Raw genomic sequence first — 17,674 nt, 5'->3', positions numbered from 1 at the left:
TTAAGACTTAAGCTGGTCAGAATGGCTTGTTAGATTTCTCTTTCAAGCCTCATGCCTTTAGGCTGAGGTTCCTGACGATGGTCTGTCTTATAGCGGCAACAGGTCTCTCAAATATAGGCGATCGGAGAATCAAGAGTTGAATAGCCCAGTGTCAGGCTACCCTAAGCCTCCTTTATCGCCCTTACTATCTTACCTTGTCCGGGTTCCTCAGATTTTCTAGTTGCCAATCTGCCCCATTTAATGTTCCAATAGACAAGTGCGGAGGTTTTGAGGTAAACTTTAATACCGAAGCACAACCCGACAGGGGGGCGTGGCGGAATGGTAGACGCTACGGACTTAAGTAAATTGAGCCTTGATGGAGAAATCTGTCAAGTGGATGCTCTCAAACTCAGGGAAACCTACGTCTGTAAACAGATAGGGCAATCCTGAGCCAAGCCGATAAGAGAGTTTTGAGTGTTGTGTGCTGAGTTATGAGTTAAAACAAACTAACTCAAAATTCACCCACCATGTCCTAGAGCGAAGCGAAGGGGCAAAATTCAAAACTTATCGGAAGGTGCAGAGACTCGACGGGAGCTACCCTAACGTAAAGCCGAGGGTAAAGGGAGAGTCCAATTCTCAAGTGCTGATTAAGGCAGTAGCGAAAGCTACAGTGAGAATGAAAATCCGTTGACCGTAAAAGGTCGTGAGGGTTCAAGTCCCTCTGCCCCCATATTATGTAGAGACGTTGCATGCAACGTCTCTATGCATGCAACGTCTCTAACCAATGATGCGTTCTAACCGCTATAGCGATTGCTATACGAGACGAAAAAAGTAAGGGCTAGGGAGGGGTCAAACCCCCTGGTTAAATGACCAGCAGTATCCACCAGGAGAGAGGGGAGCAAGAATAAGCGTCCATTCCTTGTCATTCTGAGCGCAGCGAATGCGAAGCGAAGAATCTCGCCAAACGCAGCGCTGCACGAAGCTCGATTTCCGATGTGAAGGGCGCCGCAGATGCTTACGCCTTGGGTGCCTTGTGCGAATCCTGACAGATAAACCTAAACCATAGGAAACTATTCGTAAGCCAATGGAACAAGTATTTGGAGCAGATTTTAGTGGTGTGAAGGTTCACACAGATGCTACCTCGGATGAGTTGAATCAGGCGATTCAGGCGAAGGCGTTTACGACGGGGGAAGATATTTTCTTTCGCTCCGGGGCGTATGAGCCGTCAAGTTGGGGGGGACAGGAGTTGTTGGCGCATGAGTTGACTCATGTTGTGCAGCAGAATGGGGGCGCGGTGCAGCGATTACAGCAAACAGAGCGTCAATATCCGGAATATTTCGCTACGGTAACTTCATCACGAATCCAGCGTGCGGTGATCATAGGCACCCATAGGACAAAAGGAGGAATAAAAGAAAAGCTGACAAACTGGTCAAACATGGGCAACAGCAACAGCAAAAAACTGGCATACACCTCAGAATGATAATCAATTAGCTGGGATGTTTTTACCTGTGTTTTTGGAGGAATGGATACATATGTTTCAGCATATGACAGGAGATGTATTAAGTACAGGAGCGAAAACCTTTAAAGAAACGAGTGCGTACAAAAAAACCAGGAGAAAAAAGGTATAAAGTGGAATATCAACGAGATAGATATATACGCAGTATACAGAGAATTAGGATGGAAAAGTATATTATCAGAATTTGCCGAAAGGTATCCGGAGAGGAGGGCATACGAAACCTTTGAAGAACAAGGAAGGAATCTTGAGTTCAAGCCTAAAGATGAAGAAGAACAACTGAAAAAAACAACTACATAGAAGGATTTGATTTTTCCAGGGCATGAGCAACAGCGCCCCCATCAAGGGAGAAAAAAGACAGCTCTAGGAAATCCCCGGCGAAATCTCCTCATACACCCCATTATATTCGGGCAAATCCGTCACATTGGCAAGATGACCCCGAATTTTCCCAATATGCATTAATGAATAACTATCATTTGCCGTTCTAATTGAGGCGGGAAAAGGAGATGGGGAGAAGGGATGCGATCGCGGGCGTGATAATATTTGGGTGTGATGTGCGATCGCTGTTTGGGTTAAGTTGAAGGGAGAAAGTGCGATTCGCGTGTTAATTGGGTTGAATAGAAGGGATGCTATCGCGTAGTCATTGGATTGGGGTGTGATGTGCGATCGCGTTTGCGGTATTTTGAAGGGGAGAGAGTGCGATCTCGCCTCAAAAATTAAGCTATCCCTTTTTTCCAATCGCCTGCTACCCCCTCTAAATGGTAAAACATGAATAAGCGACAAAGCCCCTAAAACCCGAGAACACTCATGCAATTAGAAGACTACTTTGATTTTTTAGCCCCTGATGACATTCGCCTCAAAGGAACGCGCATCGGCATTGAACATATCCTCTACCAATATATCCATCGCGCTCAAACTCCCGAAGCCATAACAGACCGTTATCGCACAGTAACGCTCGAACAGGTTCATGCCACTATTTTATACTACTTGCACAACCAAGAAACCGTGAGCGCTTATCTAGCCGATTGGTTGGCATGGAGTCATCATAAGCGAGAACAACAGCGTAAAAATCCGCCACCCTTTATTGAAAAGCTACGGCAATTGCAGGCAAAAAAACAAGTAGCGTCTCAACCGGAAACCTCAAACGTAGAGGTTACTGGATGACGATTAAATATCTCCTGGATGAACATATCCCCCTGGTGTATCGCACACAGATGTTGAAACGTAATCATCAATTACAAGTATGGGTGATTGGCGATCCCAATGCACCCCCCAAAGGCACTCCCGATTCAGAAATTCTCTGCTGGTGTGAAGAAAATAGATTTATTCTGATTACGAATAACCGGAAAACAATGCCCGTTCATTTAGCCGAACACCTGGCAGCAAGTCGTCATGTACCGGGGATATTCATTCTCAATTGATGATATGACTATGGGACAAATTATGGAGGAGTTGATGATTGTGGCGGAGGCAGCTTTGGAAGATGAATACCAAGACTGCATTAGCTTTATGCCGCTACTTTAAAAGGTGCGATCGCGTTTGGTTTAAAGCATAACATCTCCGACAGGACGTCATTCAACAGAACCGAAACCTTATCTACAGACGGACACATTTTCCCACTCTAAAAGTATACCAGAAAAATAGTGCGATCGCTGTTTGAGTGAGGTTGAAAGGAGAGAGTGCGATCGTAATGCCTTTGACTATTAAGTGACATCCTCCCACACCATAATATATGATTTGGTGTGGGGTTCCTTACCTCACGATAAGGTTTTCCTGGTTATTTCCAAATGCGGAGTTGCACCACTTACCTAGAACAGCCTCATGACTTATTCCCCGGCAGACCGATTGCCCAGGCAGTTTCCTTTCCGCACAGCCCATGCGTACATTGCTACCAATTGAACTGGAAGCTTTTTACCTAAGTACTGTGTTCGTTTGAGTCAAGGCAACCGTTAGTTATTCGGTAGAAAAATGATACCATTTTCATTTCATTATTAACAATAGCTATCCGATTTTATTTGTTAATTTTAGGGATTCAATGTCCCTAAAATTAACATGGGGGAGTGAGCGTGTATCCCAACGCCAAATAAAAAATTATGGCGTGGGTCTTATAGCTCCCCCAGGCCCCCTCAAAAGATAAAATGAGAAAAGACTCAATTATCACCGCACTCCGCACACAAAACCATGGCACTCACCACCACCGAGTACAAATACATTCAACTTGATGAGCGCAATGTTCCCATTATCGCCGGAACCACGATGAAAGTTGTGGAACTGATCACATCAGCTAAAGCTTACCACTGGACTCCCGAAGAACTACACACCAACTATCCTCACGTCTCCCTGAGTAAAATTTATTCAGCCTTAGCCTATTACTGGGATCATAAACAGCAACTTGACGCCGATATCGAGCGACGTTACCAATTTGCCGAACAACTCCGACGGGAAGCAGGAGAATCTCCCATTGCCCAAAAATTGCGAGCAAAGGGGCTATTGTAGTGAGTATCGCTCTTTATATGGATGAACAAGTCCCCAAACCCATTACAGTTGGGTTACGTCAACGAGGCGTAGATGTTTTGACTACTCAAGAAGACAAGCGCACAGGAGTCCCTGATCCAATTTTACTAGACCGTGCCGCAGAACTTGGGCGGGTTATCTTCTCCCAAGACGATGACTTCCTTTCAGAAGCTCATCGGCGTCAGGTAGAGGGGATAAATTTTGCAGGCGTTATTTATGCTCATCAGCGGAACGTTTCTATTGGAGACTGTGTGCGAGATTTGGAATTAATTGCAAAAGCCTGTGAACCTGGAGATTGTAGCAACCGAGTCCAATATCTTCCCCTGTAAAATTGTGGCTTTTGAAGATAGTGCGATAAGCTTCCCTTGTGCCGAAGGCGATCGCGTTTGGGTGAGGTTGAGGAAAGAGATTGTGCGATCGCGTGGTGATTGGGTTGAGCAGAAGGGATGCGATTCGCGATCGTATATTGAGTTTAATATGACAATAATTGGGCGCAACGTTTGACAAAGGGCGCACCATCCGTGCGCCCCTACAGGCGGACACATTTTCATAAGGTAAAAGTATACCAGAAAAAAGACGCGATCGCATGGATTTGGTTTGAGTGCGATCGCTCGTCGATATTACATGGTGGAATCGTGCCAGATCGTGGATCACTATAGGCACATTCCCAAAACCGATAGACAAATAATTTTCAGCTAATTATCATAGAACTATTCGTCTGTATGATTGGGCGGTAGCCATGTCTCTCAACCTTCGCAATATTCATCCCCTATCCGACTTTCAACGAAGCGCCAAAGCGTTTTTAACCACTCTCAAAGACACCCAGGCACCCATCGTGTTAACGGTGAACGGCAAAGCCGCCGTCGTCGTCCAAGACGCGGAAAGCTACCAACGCCTCCTAGAACGCATCGAACTCTTAGAATCCCTAGCCGGAATTCGCAAAAGCCTGGATGAATTTGAACAGCATCAAGGTATGCCCTTAGACGAAGCCTTTGTGCAATTACGTCAAAAGTATAGCATACCAGATTGAAATCTCACCCACTGCCATAGCGGATGTCGAGGGTATTTTTCTCTGGATGAAGGGCTATTCCGTAGATCAAGCTCATCAGTGGGTTAGAGGCTGCTACGAAATCATGCTAACCCTAGAGAACTTTCCAAATCGCTGCCCCCTTGCCATTGAAAGCCAATACCTAAATCGACCTGTGCGACAATTGCTCTATAAAAATCAATATCGAATTCTATTTACAGTGGTTACAGGTAACGCCCCAGATAGCCAGGATATCGTGCAAATCCATCGAGTCCTTCGTGCTGCCCAAGAGCGATTGCAAGATTTGTCGCAATTGCTTGGTGATGAGGAGGATTGATATTGATAAAGGGTGCACCATCCGTGCGCCCCTACAGGCGGACACATTTTCATAAGGTAAAAGTATATCAGAAAAAAGACGCGATCGCATGGATTTGGTTATGAGTGCGATAAGCTTCGCTTGTGCCGAAGGCAATCGCGATCGTCTATAAAGCCAAATATATCAATAATTGGGCGCAAGAAGCATTTGATATCACCTACGAAGAAGTGCGAGTGGCTTGAACCAGTAATTTAGTCAGTTGAGTAAGTTGGCGTTTATCAAAGGCTTTGACGATCGCGCGAGCCGCCTCTTTGGGTTCTACAGTAATCGTAATCTGTTTAGCACCGCCTTGGTTGGGGGTAGCTCTCGCCAATTTCTGTAACGCCGGACTTGCCTTTAGAGCATTCTCTTTTCCTTGTTGGACTTGATCGCTAGCTTGTTTGAGTTCTTTAATAATGATAGGTGCTAGAGAGTGGAACGAATTTTGCGAATTTGCGATCGCATCAGAAGCATTTTTCACCAAAAGTTGCCACGGTTCAACCGTTTGGGCGAGTTTCGCTAGCTTATGGCAATGCTCTTGCAGCTTTTGACGATTGGCGGGTGTTTCTGATTGTTTGAATAGCTGCAACATTTGCTTGAGGATACCTGTCACCTGAGCAGAAAAGTTTCCAGGTGCTTGACCCGCCGCTTTGGCTCCACCCCTTGCTGGTTGTGCTGGGGCGGCAGTTTTTGGTTCACCACCACCAACTAACCGTTCCAGGTACGCCTGCAATTCCTTGAACGTCGGTTCGGCGGCTTTCACCATTTTATCGGCTTCATCATCCCGCAGACCAAAGGGTCCTTGGAGTTGTTCGATGAGGTCTTTGAGAGTGTCGTAGCCTTGTAAGAATAAACTCTCGACATGACGGTCAAGCTTAACTGGATGTTCTTTGAGAATCTTCAAACAATCCTCTAAGCGGTGGGCAACTTTTTGCAGACTGCTAAAGCCAAGCATCGCCGCCCCCCCTTTGACCGAATGCGCCGCACGAAACATCTCATTAACCATCTCTGGGTCTTGGGCAGTCTGCTGCACATTCAATAACCCTTGTTCGAGAGTGTCTAGGTGTTCTTTCGCCTCTTCGATGAAATAACCTAAGATTCGTTGCTGATTCCCCCCATCCACGGCAGTTTTCCCTAATCCAAACAACTATGTATATACAAGACCTACAACCCAACCAAATAATACCAATAGTTATACGCAGCCAACAAAGAAAAAACCCCAATTCTGTTAAACTCTTTCTTTAGAGTACCTGAAACCAGCTAAAGAATCTTTCTGAATTTAGGGATCAGGAGGCACAAGGGTAAGGGAGGATATTCTCTGTTCCCCAATGACATAGAACCAGAAGCTGCTCTTGAATTCCCTGTCTAATGACGAATGACATAAACGAATGACCCATCACCCTTGAATTTGCCGCACAGCCGTAAGCGCTGAGTAGCTAACTCCAGCCGTGCCTTCACCGGGATGGGTGGAATCTCCCACTAACCATAAGTGATTGATGGGGGTGCGAGTGGCAAAACCAAACGGACCGAATGTCGGAACTCGCTGACCAATCCCGCCGACGATTCCTTGATGGCGTCCAGTGTAATAAGCAAAGGTTCGGGGTGTTGCAGTTTCTTGGTGGATAATGGTTTCAGGGGTTAAGTCAAAGTACTGACCTAGCCGTGCGATCGCCTCTTGGGTATAGTTTTGTTTGAAGTGGTCATAATCCTCCTTAGAACCTTGCCACCACATCCGAGTATCGGTGAACGAGGAGGCAATAATCGTGGCTTTGCCGTCTGGGGCGCGACCATCACCAGGTTGACTCACCGAGACAAATAGGGAGTTATTTTCACCAATCTCACCGTCGTAATCGTAGAGAAATTGCAGGTGAGGCGGACAACCTACAGGAATAGACCTTTGGTCAACACCCAGATAAATGACAAAGGCACCCGATGCTTTTGGTAATTTATCGACGCGATACTGATAACCCTTGGGCGCTTGGTTTCCCAGTAACTTGACCAAGTTTTGTGCGGTGACATTTGCCACCACTTCATCGGCGGATTCTGTCCAAACTTGCCCAGTTTTTTGATTTCTCACCGTTACGCCCATAACCTTGCCCTCACAAACCTGAATCTGTTCCACGGTATGGCGCATCAGCAGTTTACCACCCCATTTCTCCAACGCGGCAACTAGGCGATCGCTCAACACCTGCATACTCCCTTTGAGGTGAAACAGTCCTTGGGGGGCTTGGGAAACGCCGAGGGCAGTTGCAGCATAGAGTAAAGCGGTGTCATCGGCATTGACTTGGGAATAAAGCTTTAGCTGTAAATCCAGAAAGGTTCTCAAACGCTGATTGTCATAGAGTCGATAGCCCCGCAATGCATCTCCCACCGTCATAAACGTAAACGGTAGCGTAATCAACGTATCTGGACGCACCGCCGAGGTTAATTGCCACAAATCCCAGAGATTTCGTGGGGGTAATACGGGATCACGGGATTGAAATCTCCAACTGGCATTGAATAGAGTACTCATCAGTTGCCAGAAGGGTTCACTCCCCGGAAATTGTCGTTTCCGTTCCTTTGCCCATTTTTCTGAGTCGCGCCACACGTTAATCGGTTCGGTTTCGCCAGGGAGAAATACAGCACAACCGGGGTCACAGGGAGTCGCGGCGGGTAAATCAATTTCTAACTCCTCAAAAATTCGCTGATGAATACCACCCGGTTCTAAACCTGCCACTTGCGTCGCCCCCACATCAAAGGTAAAGCCGCGACGCTTAAATGTGGAGGCACATCCGCCAGGAACAAACCCTTGGTCGAGGACTAACACCGAGTAACCCCGACGGGCAAGGAGTGCACCAGCCGTTAGACCCCCAATTCCTGCACCAATGACAACGACGCGATGGGTTTTTCCGGTAAAAACGCTGGTCATGATTATGGCTTTACATTACTTAATATATTTTAATCTAAAAGGCACAAGGCACAAGGCTGTAAAATTTATGGTGTCTGCTTTTCGCCTATTGCTAAATTGAGATTATCGGCGTTAGTAGGGGCGAGTCGCTGCTTAAATATGAAGGTCTCGCAATTAACCTGTCTCGACTCGCCCCAGTCTAAATGTACTGTTTCCTGTTCCCTGTTCTATTCACAAGTCTGTTGTGTCCCATCGGGCATAATGGCATCACAGAGGTTGGCTTGGCTAAGATTTGCCCCCTCTAGATTAGCGCCTCTCAGGTTCGCCTCTTGTAGATTCGCCTTCTCCAAATTTGCCCCCGCTAAATTAGCGTTACTTAAATCGGCTTGAAACAAAGTTGCTTCGGCAAAATTCGTGTCTCGAAGGTCAGAATTATACAGGCTAGCACCGCTTAGATTCACATTGCGGAAATTTGCTCCGCTTAAATCAGCATTAAATAAGTTAGCCCCCCGCAATTGACGTTCCTCAGCCCCTTGATTGACAATTTCCCAAACCAGCCGCCATTTGGGATCAAGGGTAGTCTCTTCATTGATTTTGGCAGTTCTCAGGTTAGCATTTTCTAGATTGGCTCCGGCTAAATTAACATTTCCCAGTTCGGCATTTCTTAAGTTGGCATTAGTTAAATTAGCATTGCTCAGGTCAGCATAGCGCAATTCAGTATTAGTTAACTGAGTGCCTTGAAGATTAGCACCCCGTAAATTAATGATAAATAAATAGGCTTCGGATAAATTGGAATTTTCTAAATTCGCATTTTCCAGATTCAACCCTTCTAAATTCGCACCGGACAAATCCGCCCCCGCTAAGGCTTGTCCGGCAATTCCTTGATTAACTAACTCCCAAACAAATAACCATTTGTCATCCAGGATAGTTTGACTATTAAATTGGGTTCCTCTTAAATCGGTGCGAAACAACTTGGTATTCTCTAAATTAGCGCCTTTGAGGTTTACCCCTCTTAAAGAAGTTCCCTCTAAATTAGCGTCACTGAGATTGGCCCCTTCTAGAGACGCATTGGCTAATTTAGCATGTCTTAAATCCGTTTCCTGTAAATTGGCACGAGTCAGATTGGCATTCTGTAATGAAGCATTCATCAGGTTAGCTTTCCGCAAATCGGCAAACTGTAAATTCGCATTTTGGAGATTAGCCGCTTCTAAATTTGCTTCTTGTAGATCAACTTTAAGGAGTTTGGCACGAAATAAATTAGCGTTAGCGAGTTTAGCGTTCCTAAGATCCGCATCCTCTAAATTTGCCCCCGAAAGTCGGGCTTCTTGTAAATCTGCTTCCCTTAAATCTGCTTCGACTAAGTTAGCGCCTTCAAGGTTAAACCCTCTGAGATTCCGCCTCCTCAAACGTACCTCCTGCAGATTACAGGTTGGACATTCTCCTTCATCTAATAGCTTTTCCACATCTTGATCCTTGGCAGCTTGTACGGAATTGCACAGACACAGCAGGATAAATAGGGCAATATTGGTTAAGCTTGTGGCTATACCGAGGGTTTTAATCATGGATAAACGCATAGAAAATTTAGTGTAGAGAGAGGTATTTACTATAGCAATAGACACTCAAGATCGGCTTGATAGCTCTCCAGCGCCGTGTTTAGGGGAGCATTAACTCACCTTGGGTTTAAACCCAAGGCTGAAAGCTCAAGTCAGAAGAGAGCTAACTGAAAATGATGGAAAAAGTAAGTAATGCGCGATCGCACTTTATAATCCTGTTCGATATATCCCATACCCCCAAGGGAATTTAGGGTCAAACTGGATGGGATTAAACGAGTATCCCTAAACATCCAATTAGTAGGGTGGGCATTGCCCACCTTACCCCTTAATTCAATACGCGATCGCACTTGATAATTATCCCATATTTCCCCAATATTTATCCGTAGGGGCACACGCTCCGTGCATTGGTGTCAACTTAAGGCTGAAAACCTTACTTACTTAATAAGAGATCCCCCTTCCGTCCCCCTTATAGATCCCCCTTCCGTCCCCCTTAAAAAGGGGGAGACCAGATGTTGCGAGAGCTTTTTGTTCCATGGGGGAAGCCAGAGGATGCGAGAGCTTTTTATTCCATGGGGGATTTAGGGGGATCTAAACTTTGATCGCTAGTTATACAAACTTTTAAGTTGACACGGATGACGCGACCTGCGCCCTTTATTCAATAGGCGGATAGCACTTCATCACTATTGCCTGTTGCCTAATCTCAACCGTTAACTTTAATTGTATCCACCTACTTAACCCATCCCTCCAGGGATATACTAAAGCAATCATTGGGTCATTCAACCTGGGAAAGGAAACAACCATGAAGACAACTTGGCAAAATCCCCCCACACTCCTACTCATTACAGGCTTATCCCTAGCGGGATTATCCCTATCCCTACCCCAAATCGCCCTGAGTCAATCACCGCCTCCGTCTTCCCTCCCCCATCCTGAATCCCTCATTGCTAACTTCACCGATGACTTAGCTGAAGCTGACCAACTCTTTGAGCAAGTTGAACAACTTTATGATCAAGGGAAATATAACGAAGCGATTCCCTTAGCTGAACGGATGCTGAGGCTTTATCAGAACGTGCATGGAGAAGACCATCTGGATATTTCCTATAGTTTGAATTATTTAGGACTTTTATACCAAAATCAAGGACGCTACTCTGAAGCCGAACCCTTCTATCGCCAAGCCTTAGAGATGTATAAACGCCTCCTGGGAGAGGAACATCCTGATGTGGCAGCCTCCCTGCATAATCTGGCAGCATTGTACGATAGTCAAGGACGCTACAGTGATGCCGAACCCCTGTTTCGCCAAGCTTTACAGATGCTTAAACGCCTCCTGGGAGAGGAACATCCTGATGTGGCAATCTCCCTGAATAATCTGGCAAATTTGTACTCTAGTCAAGGACGCTACAGTGATGCCGAACCCCTCTATCGCCAAGCTTTAGAGATGAGAAAACGTCTCCTGGGAGAGGAACATCCTTCTGTAGCAACCTCCCTGAATAATCTGGCTCTATTGTACCAAAGTCAAGGACGCTACAGTGAAGCTGAACCTCTCTATCTCCAAGCTTTAGAGATGAGAAAACGCCTCCTAGGAGAGGAACATCCTGATGTGGCAAACTCCCTGCATAATCTGGCTCTATTGTACCAAAATCAAGGACGCTACTCTGAAGCCGAACCCCTCTATCGCCAAGCCTTAGAGATGTATAAACGCCTCTTGGGAGAGGAACATCCTGATGTAGCCACCTCCCTGAATAATCTGGCAGTACTCTACGCCAATCTCAAGGATATCGACAATACCCTCACCTTCCTCCAACAAGGATTAAACGTCGAAGAATACAACCTCGCCTACAACCTCGCCTCTGGCTTTGAACGCCAGAAACGGGATTACTTACAAACCCTGTTTTGGAGTACCCAATTTGCTCCTTCCTTCCATCTCCATCATGCTCCCAATCACCCCGAAGCCGCTAACTTAGCCTTAACCACCATCTTCCGACGCAAAGGACGCATTTTAGATGTATCCACTAATAGCCTGCAACGCCTGCGCCAAAATATTACCCCAGAAAACCAAGCGCTGTTAGATGAACTGTCTGAGGCTTATAGTCAACTGGCTAATCTGATTTATAAGACATCAGACAATGAGATAACCTTACCTCTAGATGAATACCGCACTCAACTCGCATCGATAGAACAACGAGTGCAACAATTGGAAAATCAACTCTCTCGCCAAAGTGAACAATTCCGGATTGAATCGAAACCCGTCACTATCGAAAGTATTCAACCCTTAATCCCCGAAGATGCGGTATTAGTGGAACTGGTACGCTACGAACCTGTCAATCTCAGTGACCAAAGTTATGATGAACCTCGTTATGCAGCTTACATTTTCTCATCCACAGGAGAACCGGAAGCGATTGATTTAGGTGCAGCCGATACTATTGAGAAAAAAATAGCTGATTTTCGTCAACTGTTCCAAAACGGTACTCAAATTCCAATTCCCCTAATTCAACAAAATGCTCGTGAATTAGATAAGCTAATCATGGCACCGATTCGAGAAAAGATTGGCAATTCTCGCCATATCCTAATTGCTCCCGATGGCGCTCTCAGCTTGATTCCCTTTGAAGCTTTGGTTGATGAAAGTAACCGCTATTTAGTGGAAACCTATTCCTTTACTTATCTTACCTCTGGACGGGACTTATTGCGACTACAAAACCCCTCTCCCAGTCACGATAATCCCGTACTCATTGCTGACCCCTATTTTCAGCGTCCGGGTGAATTAGTTGCCGAAAATCGCTTTATCGATTTAGCCCAAAGAACCTTTGCGCCTCTCCCCGGAACCGCCCAAGAAGCTGAAGCAATTGGTCAATTATTAAATATTACCCCACTCACGGGGGAGTTGGCAACAGAACGGGCGGTCAAACAGGTAGATAGTCCCTCTATTTTACATATTGCCACTCACGGCTTCTTTGAAACCAATCCCCAATCGCAAACTGGAGATGAAACAATTAATAATAACCCCTTACTCCTATCCGGATTAGTCTTAGCCGGATTTCGGGTAGGCGGTGACAGTGGCGGAGAGGATGGGATTCTCACGGCGCAGGAAGTCTCAGCCTTAGATTTAGTCGGAACGAAGTTAGTGGTGTTATCCGCTTGTGATACAGGATTAGGAAATATTAATGCAGGAGAAGGAATCTATGGATTACGGCGGGCGTTAGTCTTAGCGGGGGCGGAGAGTCAGGTGATGAGTTTATGGAAGGTTTCCGATAGTGCGACGAAGGATTTAATGGTGAAGTATTATCAGAAATTAAGGGAAAATCAGGGGCGAAGTGAGGCGTTGCGTCAGACGCAGTTAGAGATGTTAAAAAGTGGAGAGTATCAGCATCCCTATTATTGGGCGGCGTTTATTCCATCGGGGAATTGGACACCGATGGAGCGTTGATAAGCCGTTCGCCATTGCAACCTTAATGTCAATAATGGCTCTCATCCTTGTAGTGCGAGCATCTTGCTCGCTACTAATACCCAACTTAAATGCACGACAGCTTATTCATCATGTATCATACCCTACGGATAGATATGGAGGAAATCAGACAGAATCATCAGGTTGTTAAATATCTCTGGCAAAACTCTAACGCCACAGCGATATCACTGGTTTGCTGTGGATACTCTACCACCGGACGATCAATGACAATTAATGGAATTCCTAACTGCGCCGCCACTTGTCGCTTCGTCACCTCTCCCCCGGCTACCCCAGACGCCTTAGTGACTACCAGTGAAATATCCCAGTGACGCCAGAGTGCGATTTCTAATTCAAAGGGTATGGGGGGGCGTAGCGCTATAATGCGATCGCGACTAAATCCGGCTGCGATAGCCGCCTCTAAAGACGTAACCGCTGGAAGAATCCGGGCAAATAGAGTTGATCGCCCTTGCCCGTCTTGAAATAAGGATAAAACTTTACAACCCACTGTCAACAGTACCCGTTGCTGGTTCAAATACTCACCCGCCACCAACGTTTCAAAGCTGTCTAAGGTAATCACAGACGGTTCATTATTCGTCTGTAGGGGTGGGTTTAGGGAATTCGCGCAAGCTGTTGATGATAACGTTTTCTCAAAACCCGCCCTGAGCGATGTGTAGGGGTGGGTTTCACGATTATCGTTTGTTGTCACCCTGATGTGACTAAACCCGCCCTCATCTCTCCCATCTCCTTTAACAGTAGGACGTTCAAAGCGCAGGTAGGGAATTTGGAAACATTGTGCTGTCGCGATCGCGTTTCGGGAAATTTCCACCGCATAAGGATGAGATGCATCGACTATGGCTGTAATATGCTGCTGTTGCCAAAGCTGCTTAATTTGCTTCCCATCCAAACGCCCCACTTGTACCTGTAAGCTGGGCGTTTGAGGATAAAGTGACTTGGCGTCAACTGTTGTCACCGTAACCAGACAAGGAAAACCTACAGACGCGATCGCCTCCGCTAACTGCACACTCTCACTTGTCCCACCAATCAACCACAGACGCCTTTGACTCTCTGGCAAAACCTACCGACCTTTCAGCGCTTTGGTAAAGTTTTTCCGATAAGACTTATTTGCCACAATCAAAACGGGCCACAACAGAGACAAATACATCCGGTTAGGCAAGCTACGGGAGAAGTTCGTCCGATTGAACCCCGTCCATAACTTCCAAACGCCGTAGCCATAAACCCCCAAAACGAGAAACAGAACTAATACTTTCATGCACTTAACCCCCTAGAAACCGAATCAGGGACTTTTTCACACTGACCCTAAAGCCTCAGCCGAACAAAAGCGAGCCTGCTTATTCACCCATTTTAGACCAACTCCCCGAAAACGTCTCAGGTTCCCTTTGGAGGAATACAAATCATTGAATCAATTGAAGTATCAAACTTTCAGCCTTTGGGCGGCAAGGTTCAGTCGTAGGTAGAATTGATCCGGGATCAAAGTCAAAGTAGCATAAACTCAGTTCTAGTCTATCTATGTATTTCAGTTGTAGCATTACCCTTTGGAGAATCTTGCTAGCTCACTTTTTCTTATCAGAAACTGTAAAAAGAGACAATAGGTAGGGACATCTACGGTTCAAACACCGTAAATCACAAAAATTTTTAGGAGGACTTATGCGAGCAGTGCTGATGGCAGGCGGTTCGGGAACACGTCTGAGACCGCTAACCTGTGATCTTCCCAAACCCATGGTGCCGATACTCAATCGACCGATCGCCGAACACATTATCAACCTACTCAAACGACATAACATCACAGAAGTCATTGCTACACTGTACTACCTCCCCGATGTGATGCGGGATTATTTCCAAGATGGCAGTGACTTTGGCGTGCAAATGACCTATGCCGTGGAAGAAGACCAACCCCTCGGTACTGCCGGTTGCGTGAAAAACATTGCCGAATTACTTGATGATACCTTCATTGTCATCAGTGGTGACAGTATCACGGACTTTGATTTAAAAGCTGCCATTGAATTCCACAAAAGCCGTCACTCTAAAGCCACGATTGTCCTGTACCGCGTCCCCAATCCCGTGGAATTTGGTGTGGTGATTACCGATGAGAACATGCGGATTCGCCGCTTCTTAGAAAAACCCTCAACCAGTGAGATTTTCTCAGATACAGTAAACACCGGCACTTACATCTTAGAACCCTCTGTCTTAGATTACCTGCCAGAAAGCACAGAATCTGACTTTTCTAAAGACCTGTTTCCCCTACTCCTAGAAAAAGGGGAACCGATGTATGGCTTTGTCGCGGATGGATACTGGTGTGATGTGGGACACCTGGATGCTTACCGCGAATCCCAGTACGACGCCTTGCATCAAAAAGTAGAGATTGACTTTGCCTACGAACAACACAAACCAGGACTATGGGTGGGACAAAATACCTCCATTGACGCGACGGCTAAAATAGAAACCCCAGCCCTGATTGGCAGTAATTGTCGCATTGGTCCAGGGGTAAATATTGAGGCAGGAACAATAATTGGAGATAATGTTACCGTTGGTGCTTACGCTGACCTGAAGCGTCCAATTCTATGGAATGGTTCGATTATTGGCGATGAAGTCCATCTGCGGGCTTGTGTCATTGCCCGAGGAACAAGGGTGGATCGTCGCGCCCATGTCTTAGAAGGTGCGGTTGTCGGATCTCTATCAACGGTGGGAGAAGAAGCACAAATTAGCCCCAGCGTGCGGGTTTGGCCCAGTAAGAAAATTGAATCAGGTGCCATTTTAAACATGAACCTGATTTGGGGAAATACAGCGCAGCGGAATCTTTTTGGTCAGCGCGGCGTTCAAGGCTTAGCTAATGTTGATATTACGCCAGAGTTTGCCGTCAAATTGGGTGCGGCTTATGGATCGACCTTAAAACCAGGCTCTCAAGTCACCGTCTCTCGTGACCAGCGGAGTATCTCTCGCATGGTATCGCGATCGCTAATTGCTGGCTTGATGTCGGTGGGGGTTCACGTCCAGAACTTGGAAGCCACAGCCATCCCGATTGCTCGTCTGGTTGTACCTACCCTAGCCGTTATCGGTGGGATTCACGTCCGGGTACACCCTGATCGCCCCGACTATATTCTGATTGAGATTTTTGATTCCCACGGAATCAATATCTCCAAAGCCAAAGAGAAGAAAATTGAAGGGGCTTACTTCAAAGAGGACTTCCGCCGATCCCCGATTCCGGAAATTGGCAATGTCAACTACCCCAGCCAGTTACTCGATCTCTATAGCGTTGGCTTTGAGCGACATTTAAATGTGCAAGCGATTCACAATAGTGGCGCGAAATTAGTAATTGATTATGCTTATGCGGTTTCTGGGGCGGTTCTTCCTGTCTTGTTGGCGAAATTTGGCTGTGATGCAGTTGTCTTGAATGCCAGCTTAAATCAAATGTCTATGTCCGCCGCTGAACGAGAAGGATTGCTCACCCAACTCGGTCAAGTGGTTGAAGCCCTAAAAGCCAATTTTGGCGTGCAGGTGTCCGCTAATGGTGAACAACTTATCTTGGTGGATGAATCCGGAATGCCCGTGCGGGGGGAAACCTTGACTGCGCTGATGGTTAGCGTGATGCTGACGGCTCATCCTCGCAGTGCTGTGGTAGTTCCGGTTCATACCTCCGGTGCTGTGGAACAAATCGCCCGTCGTCATGATGGTCGAGTGATTCGCACCAAAGCCAATCCGGCGGCGTTGATGGAAGCGTCTCAAACTAATCCTAATGTGATATTGGGTGGTTCTGAGGAAATGGGCTTTATTTTTCCTCAACTCCATCCCGGTTTTGATGCCATGTTCTGCATCGCCAAGTTGATTGAGATGTTGACGATTCAAGAGCGCTCGCTGGGTCAGATTCGCAGTGAATTGCCTCGGGTTTGCCATAAAACTTATACCATGCGCTGTCCTTGGACGGTGAAAGGGGCATTAATGCGCCACTTAGTCGAAACCCATGCCAATGAGGACTTAGAACTCATTGATGGGGTTAAAATAGTGGATCGGTACACAGACAGTTGGGTGTTGATTTTGCCGGATGCTGGAGAAACCCTAGTCCATGTCTTTGCCAACAGCGATGACCGAGATTGGGTTGATGCAAATCTGAGAAAATATCGCACTTATGTGCAAGAGTTCATTGAACAACAGCAAGGGCTAGAACTGCCCAAAGCTGAATCGGCTGTCTAAGATGAGGTGTTCCAGACGTAGCATGCTACGTCTCTACAGTCAGGGCTTGCTCCTTCCTGCTGACAATATAGTACTTTTGTTCTAAATTAAATAAGGAGGACGTTAACTTATCGGACTCCTTTTTAAAATGGTCAACATAAGTCTGCTGAATGATAAAATGGGGGAATATGGTTTTTTAAACGACCAATCGTCCCAAACATAAGC

17 protein-coding genes are annotated in these 17,674 nt (G+C 46.3%); 10 read left to right on the top strand and 7 right to left on the bottom strand.

Annotated elements, in window-relative coordinates:
- Positions 1-1,051: 1,051 nt before the first annotated feature.
- Positions 1,052-1,459 carry an eCIS core domain-containing protein gene (locus ACLGGO_RS16620; protein ID WP_446420132.1) on the top strand — a complete coding sequence of 136 codons (408 nt, stop codon included), beginning with the start codon at positions 1,052-1,054 and terminating at the stop codon, positions 1,457-1,459.
- A gap of 396 nt (positions 1,460-1,855) precedes the next feature.
- Here the strand turns inward: ACLGGO_RS16620 and ACLGGO_RS16615 are convergent, their stop codons facing one another.
- On the bottom strand, positions 1,856-2,230 hold the full coding sequence (locus ACLGGO_RS16615) for a hypothetical protein (RefSeq protein WP_446420129.1): 375 nt from the start codon (positions 2,228-2,230) through the stop codon (positions 1,856-1,858).
- Between the two features lie 69 nt (positions 2,231-2,299).
- On the opposite strand from ACLGGO_RS16615, the gene ACLGGO_RS16610 reads away from it, so the two are divergent.
- The 7 genes from ACLGGO_RS16610 (at position 2,300) to ACLGGO_RS16580 (ending at position 5,370) form a co-directional block, all read left to right on the top strand.
- Positions 2,300-2,656 carry a DUF433 domain-containing protein gene (locus tag ACLGGO_RS16610; RefSeq protein ID WP_446420128.1) on the top strand — a complete coding sequence of 119 codons (357 nt, stop codon included), beginning with the start codon at positions 2,300-2,302 and terminating at the stop codon, positions 2,654-2,656.
- Positions 2,653-2,913 (top strand): DUF5615 family PIN-like protein, encoded by a 261-nt coding sequence (locus ACLGGO_RS16605; RefSeq protein ID WP_446420127.1) that lies wholly within the window; start codon positions 2,653-2,655, stop codon positions 2,911-2,913. Before ACLGGO_RS16610 ends, ACLGGO_RS16605 begins: the two co-directional genes overlap by 4 nt.
- Before the next feature lie 760 nt (positions 2,914-3,673).
- Positions 3,674-3,988 carry a DUF433 domain-containing protein gene (locus ACLGGO_RS16600; protein WP_446420126.1) on the top strand — a complete coding sequence of 105 codons (315 nt, stop codon included), beginning with the start codon at positions 3,674-3,676 and terminating at the stop codon, positions 3,986-3,988.
- The gene (locus ACLGGO_RS16595) at positions 3,988-4,335 is read left to right on the top strand and encodes a DUF5615 family PIN-like protein (protein WP_446420125.1); all 348 of its coding nucleotides are present in this window, start codon (positions 3,988-3,990) and stop codon (positions 4,333-4,335) included. The genes ACLGGO_RS16600 and ACLGGO_RS16595 overlap by 1 nt, the downstream gene beginning before the upstream one ends.
- Positions 4,336-4,339: 4 nt before the next feature.
- Positions 4,340-4,510, top strand: coding sequence for a hypothetical protein (locus ACLGGO_RS16590; protein WP_446420124.1), 171 nt, complete (start codon positions 4,340-4,342; stop codon positions 4,508-4,510).
- A gap of 235 nt (positions 4,511-4,745) precedes the next feature.
- On the top strand, positions 4,746-5,036 hold the full coding sequence (locus tag ACLGGO_RS16585) for a type II toxin-antitoxin system Phd/YefM family antitoxin (protein WP_446420123.1): 291 nt from the start codon (positions 4,746-4,748) through the stop codon (positions 5,034-5,036).
- Positions 5,037-5,082: 46 nt separating this feature from the next.
- Positions 5,083-5,370, top strand: coding sequence for a type II toxin-antitoxin system RelE/ParE family toxin (locus ACLGGO_RS16580; RefSeq protein ID WP_446420131.1), 288 nt, complete (start codon positions 5,083-5,085; stop codon positions 5,368-5,370).
- Between the two features lie 196 nt (positions 5,371-5,566).
- Here ACLGGO_RS16580 and ACLGGO_RS16575 read toward each other — a convergent pair whose 3' ends face one another.
- From ACLGGO_RS16575 to ACLGGO_RS16560, 4 genes are all read right to left on the bottom strand, one after another.
- Complete coding sequence (locus ACLGGO_RS16575; protein ID WP_446420130.1) at positions 5,567-6,511, bottom strand: Hpt domain-containing protein; 945 nt, start codon at positions 6,509-6,511, stop codon at positions 5,567-5,569.
- Between the two features lie 273 nt (positions 6,512-6,784).
- Entirely contained in the window at positions 6,785-8,296 is a 1,512-nt protein-coding gene (crtD, locus tag ACLGGO_RS16570; protein ID WP_446420122.1) for a C-3',4' desaturase CrtD, read from the bottom strand.
- Positions 8,297-8,502: 206 nt separating this feature from the next.
- On the bottom strand, positions 8,503-9,849 hold the full coding sequence (locus ACLGGO_RS16565) for a pentapeptide repeat-containing protein (protein WP_446420121.1): 1,347 nt from the start codon (positions 9,847-9,849) through the stop codon (positions 8,503-8,505).
- A gap of 131 nt (positions 9,850-9,980) precedes the next feature.
- On the bottom strand, positions 9,981-10,220 hold the full coding sequence (locus ACLGGO_RS16560) for a hypothetical protein (RefSeq protein ID WP_446336910.1): 240 nt from the start codon (positions 10,218-10,220) through the stop codon (positions 9,981-9,983).
- A 407-nt stretch (positions 10,221-10,627) separates the two neighbouring features.
- On the opposite strand from ACLGGO_RS16560, the gene ACLGGO_RS16555 reads away from it, so the two are divergent.
- On the top strand, positions 10,628-13,246 hold the full coding sequence (locus tag ACLGGO_RS16555) for a CHAT domain-containing tetratricopeptide repeat protein (protein ID WP_446420120.1): 2,619 nt from the start codon (positions 10,628-10,630) through the stop codon (positions 13,244-13,246).
- Between the two features lie 157 nt (positions 13,247-13,403).
- Here the strand turns inward: ACLGGO_RS16555 and ACLGGO_RS16550 are convergent, their stop codons facing one another.
- Positions 13,404-14,336 (bottom strand): precorrin-6A/cobalt-precorrin-6A reductase, encoded by a 933-nt coding sequence (locus ACLGGO_RS16550; protein WP_446420119.1) that lies wholly within the window; start codon positions 14,334-14,336, stop codon positions 13,404-13,406.
- A 3-nt stretch (positions 14,337-14,339) separates the two neighbouring features.
- On the bottom strand, positions 14,340-14,534 hold the full coding sequence (locus ACLGGO_RS16545) for a hypothetical protein (protein WP_446420118.1): 195 nt from the start codon (positions 14,532-14,534) through the stop codon (positions 14,340-14,342).
- Positions 14,535-14,929: 395 nt separating this feature from the next.
- On the opposite strand from ACLGGO_RS16545, the gene ACLGGO_RS16540 reads away from it, so the two are divergent.
- Entirely contained in the window at positions 14,930-17,470 is a 2,541-nt protein-coding gene (locus ACLGGO_RS16540) for a sugar phosphate nucleotidyltransferase (protein WP_446420117.1), read from the top strand.
- Positions 17,471-17,674 lie beyond the last annotated feature (204 nt).

It is taken from the genome of Coleofasciculus sp. (assembly GCF_046565525.1).
In the GTDB taxonomy this organism is placed as follows: Bacteria; Cyanobacteriota; Cyanobacteriia; order Cyanobacteriales; family Coleofasciculaceae; genus Coleofasciculus.
This window is presented reverse-complemented; position numbering and strand designations above follow the sequence as displayed.

Coding starts and splice junctions, on each gene's coding strand:
- ACLGGO_RS16610 (WP_446420128.1), top strand. CDS start 2,300: ATGCAATTAGAAGACTACTTTGATTTTTTAGCCCCTGATGACATTCGC.
- ACLGGO_RS16555 (WP_446420120.1), top strand. CDS start 10,628: ATGAAGACAACTTGGCAAAATCCCCCCACACTCCTACTCATTACAGGC.
- ACLGGO_RS16580 (WP_446420131.1), top strand. CDS start 5,083: ATGAAGGGCTATTCCGTAGATCAAGCTCATCAGTGGGTTAGAGGCTGC.
- ACLGGO_RS16605 (WP_446420127.1), top strand. CDS start 2,653: ATGACGATTAAATATCTCCTGGATGAACATATCCCCCTGGTGTATCGC.
- ACLGGO_RS16540 (WP_446420117.1), top strand. CDS start 14,930: ATGCGAGCAGTGCTGATGGCAGGCGGTTCGGGAACACGTCTGAGACCG.
- ACLGGO_RS16545 (WP_446420118.1), bottom strand. CDS start 14,534: ATGAAAGTATTAGTTCTGTTTCTCGTTTTGGGGGTTTATGGCTACGGC.
- ACLGGO_RS16600 (WP_446420126.1), top strand. CDS start 3,674: ATGGCACTCACCACCACCGAGTACAAATACATTCAACTTGATGAGCGC.
- crtD (WP_446420122.1), bottom strand. CDS start 8,296: ATGACCAGCGTTTTTACCGGAAAAACCCATCGCGTCGTTGTCATTGGT.
- ACLGGO_RS16565 (WP_446420121.1), bottom strand. CDS start 9,849: ATGCGTTTATCCATGATTAAAACCCTCGGTATAGCCACAAGCTTAACC.
- ACLGGO_RS16585 (WP_446420123.1), top strand. CDS start 4,746: ATGTCTCTCAACCTTCGCAATATTCATCCCCTATCCGACTTTCAACGA.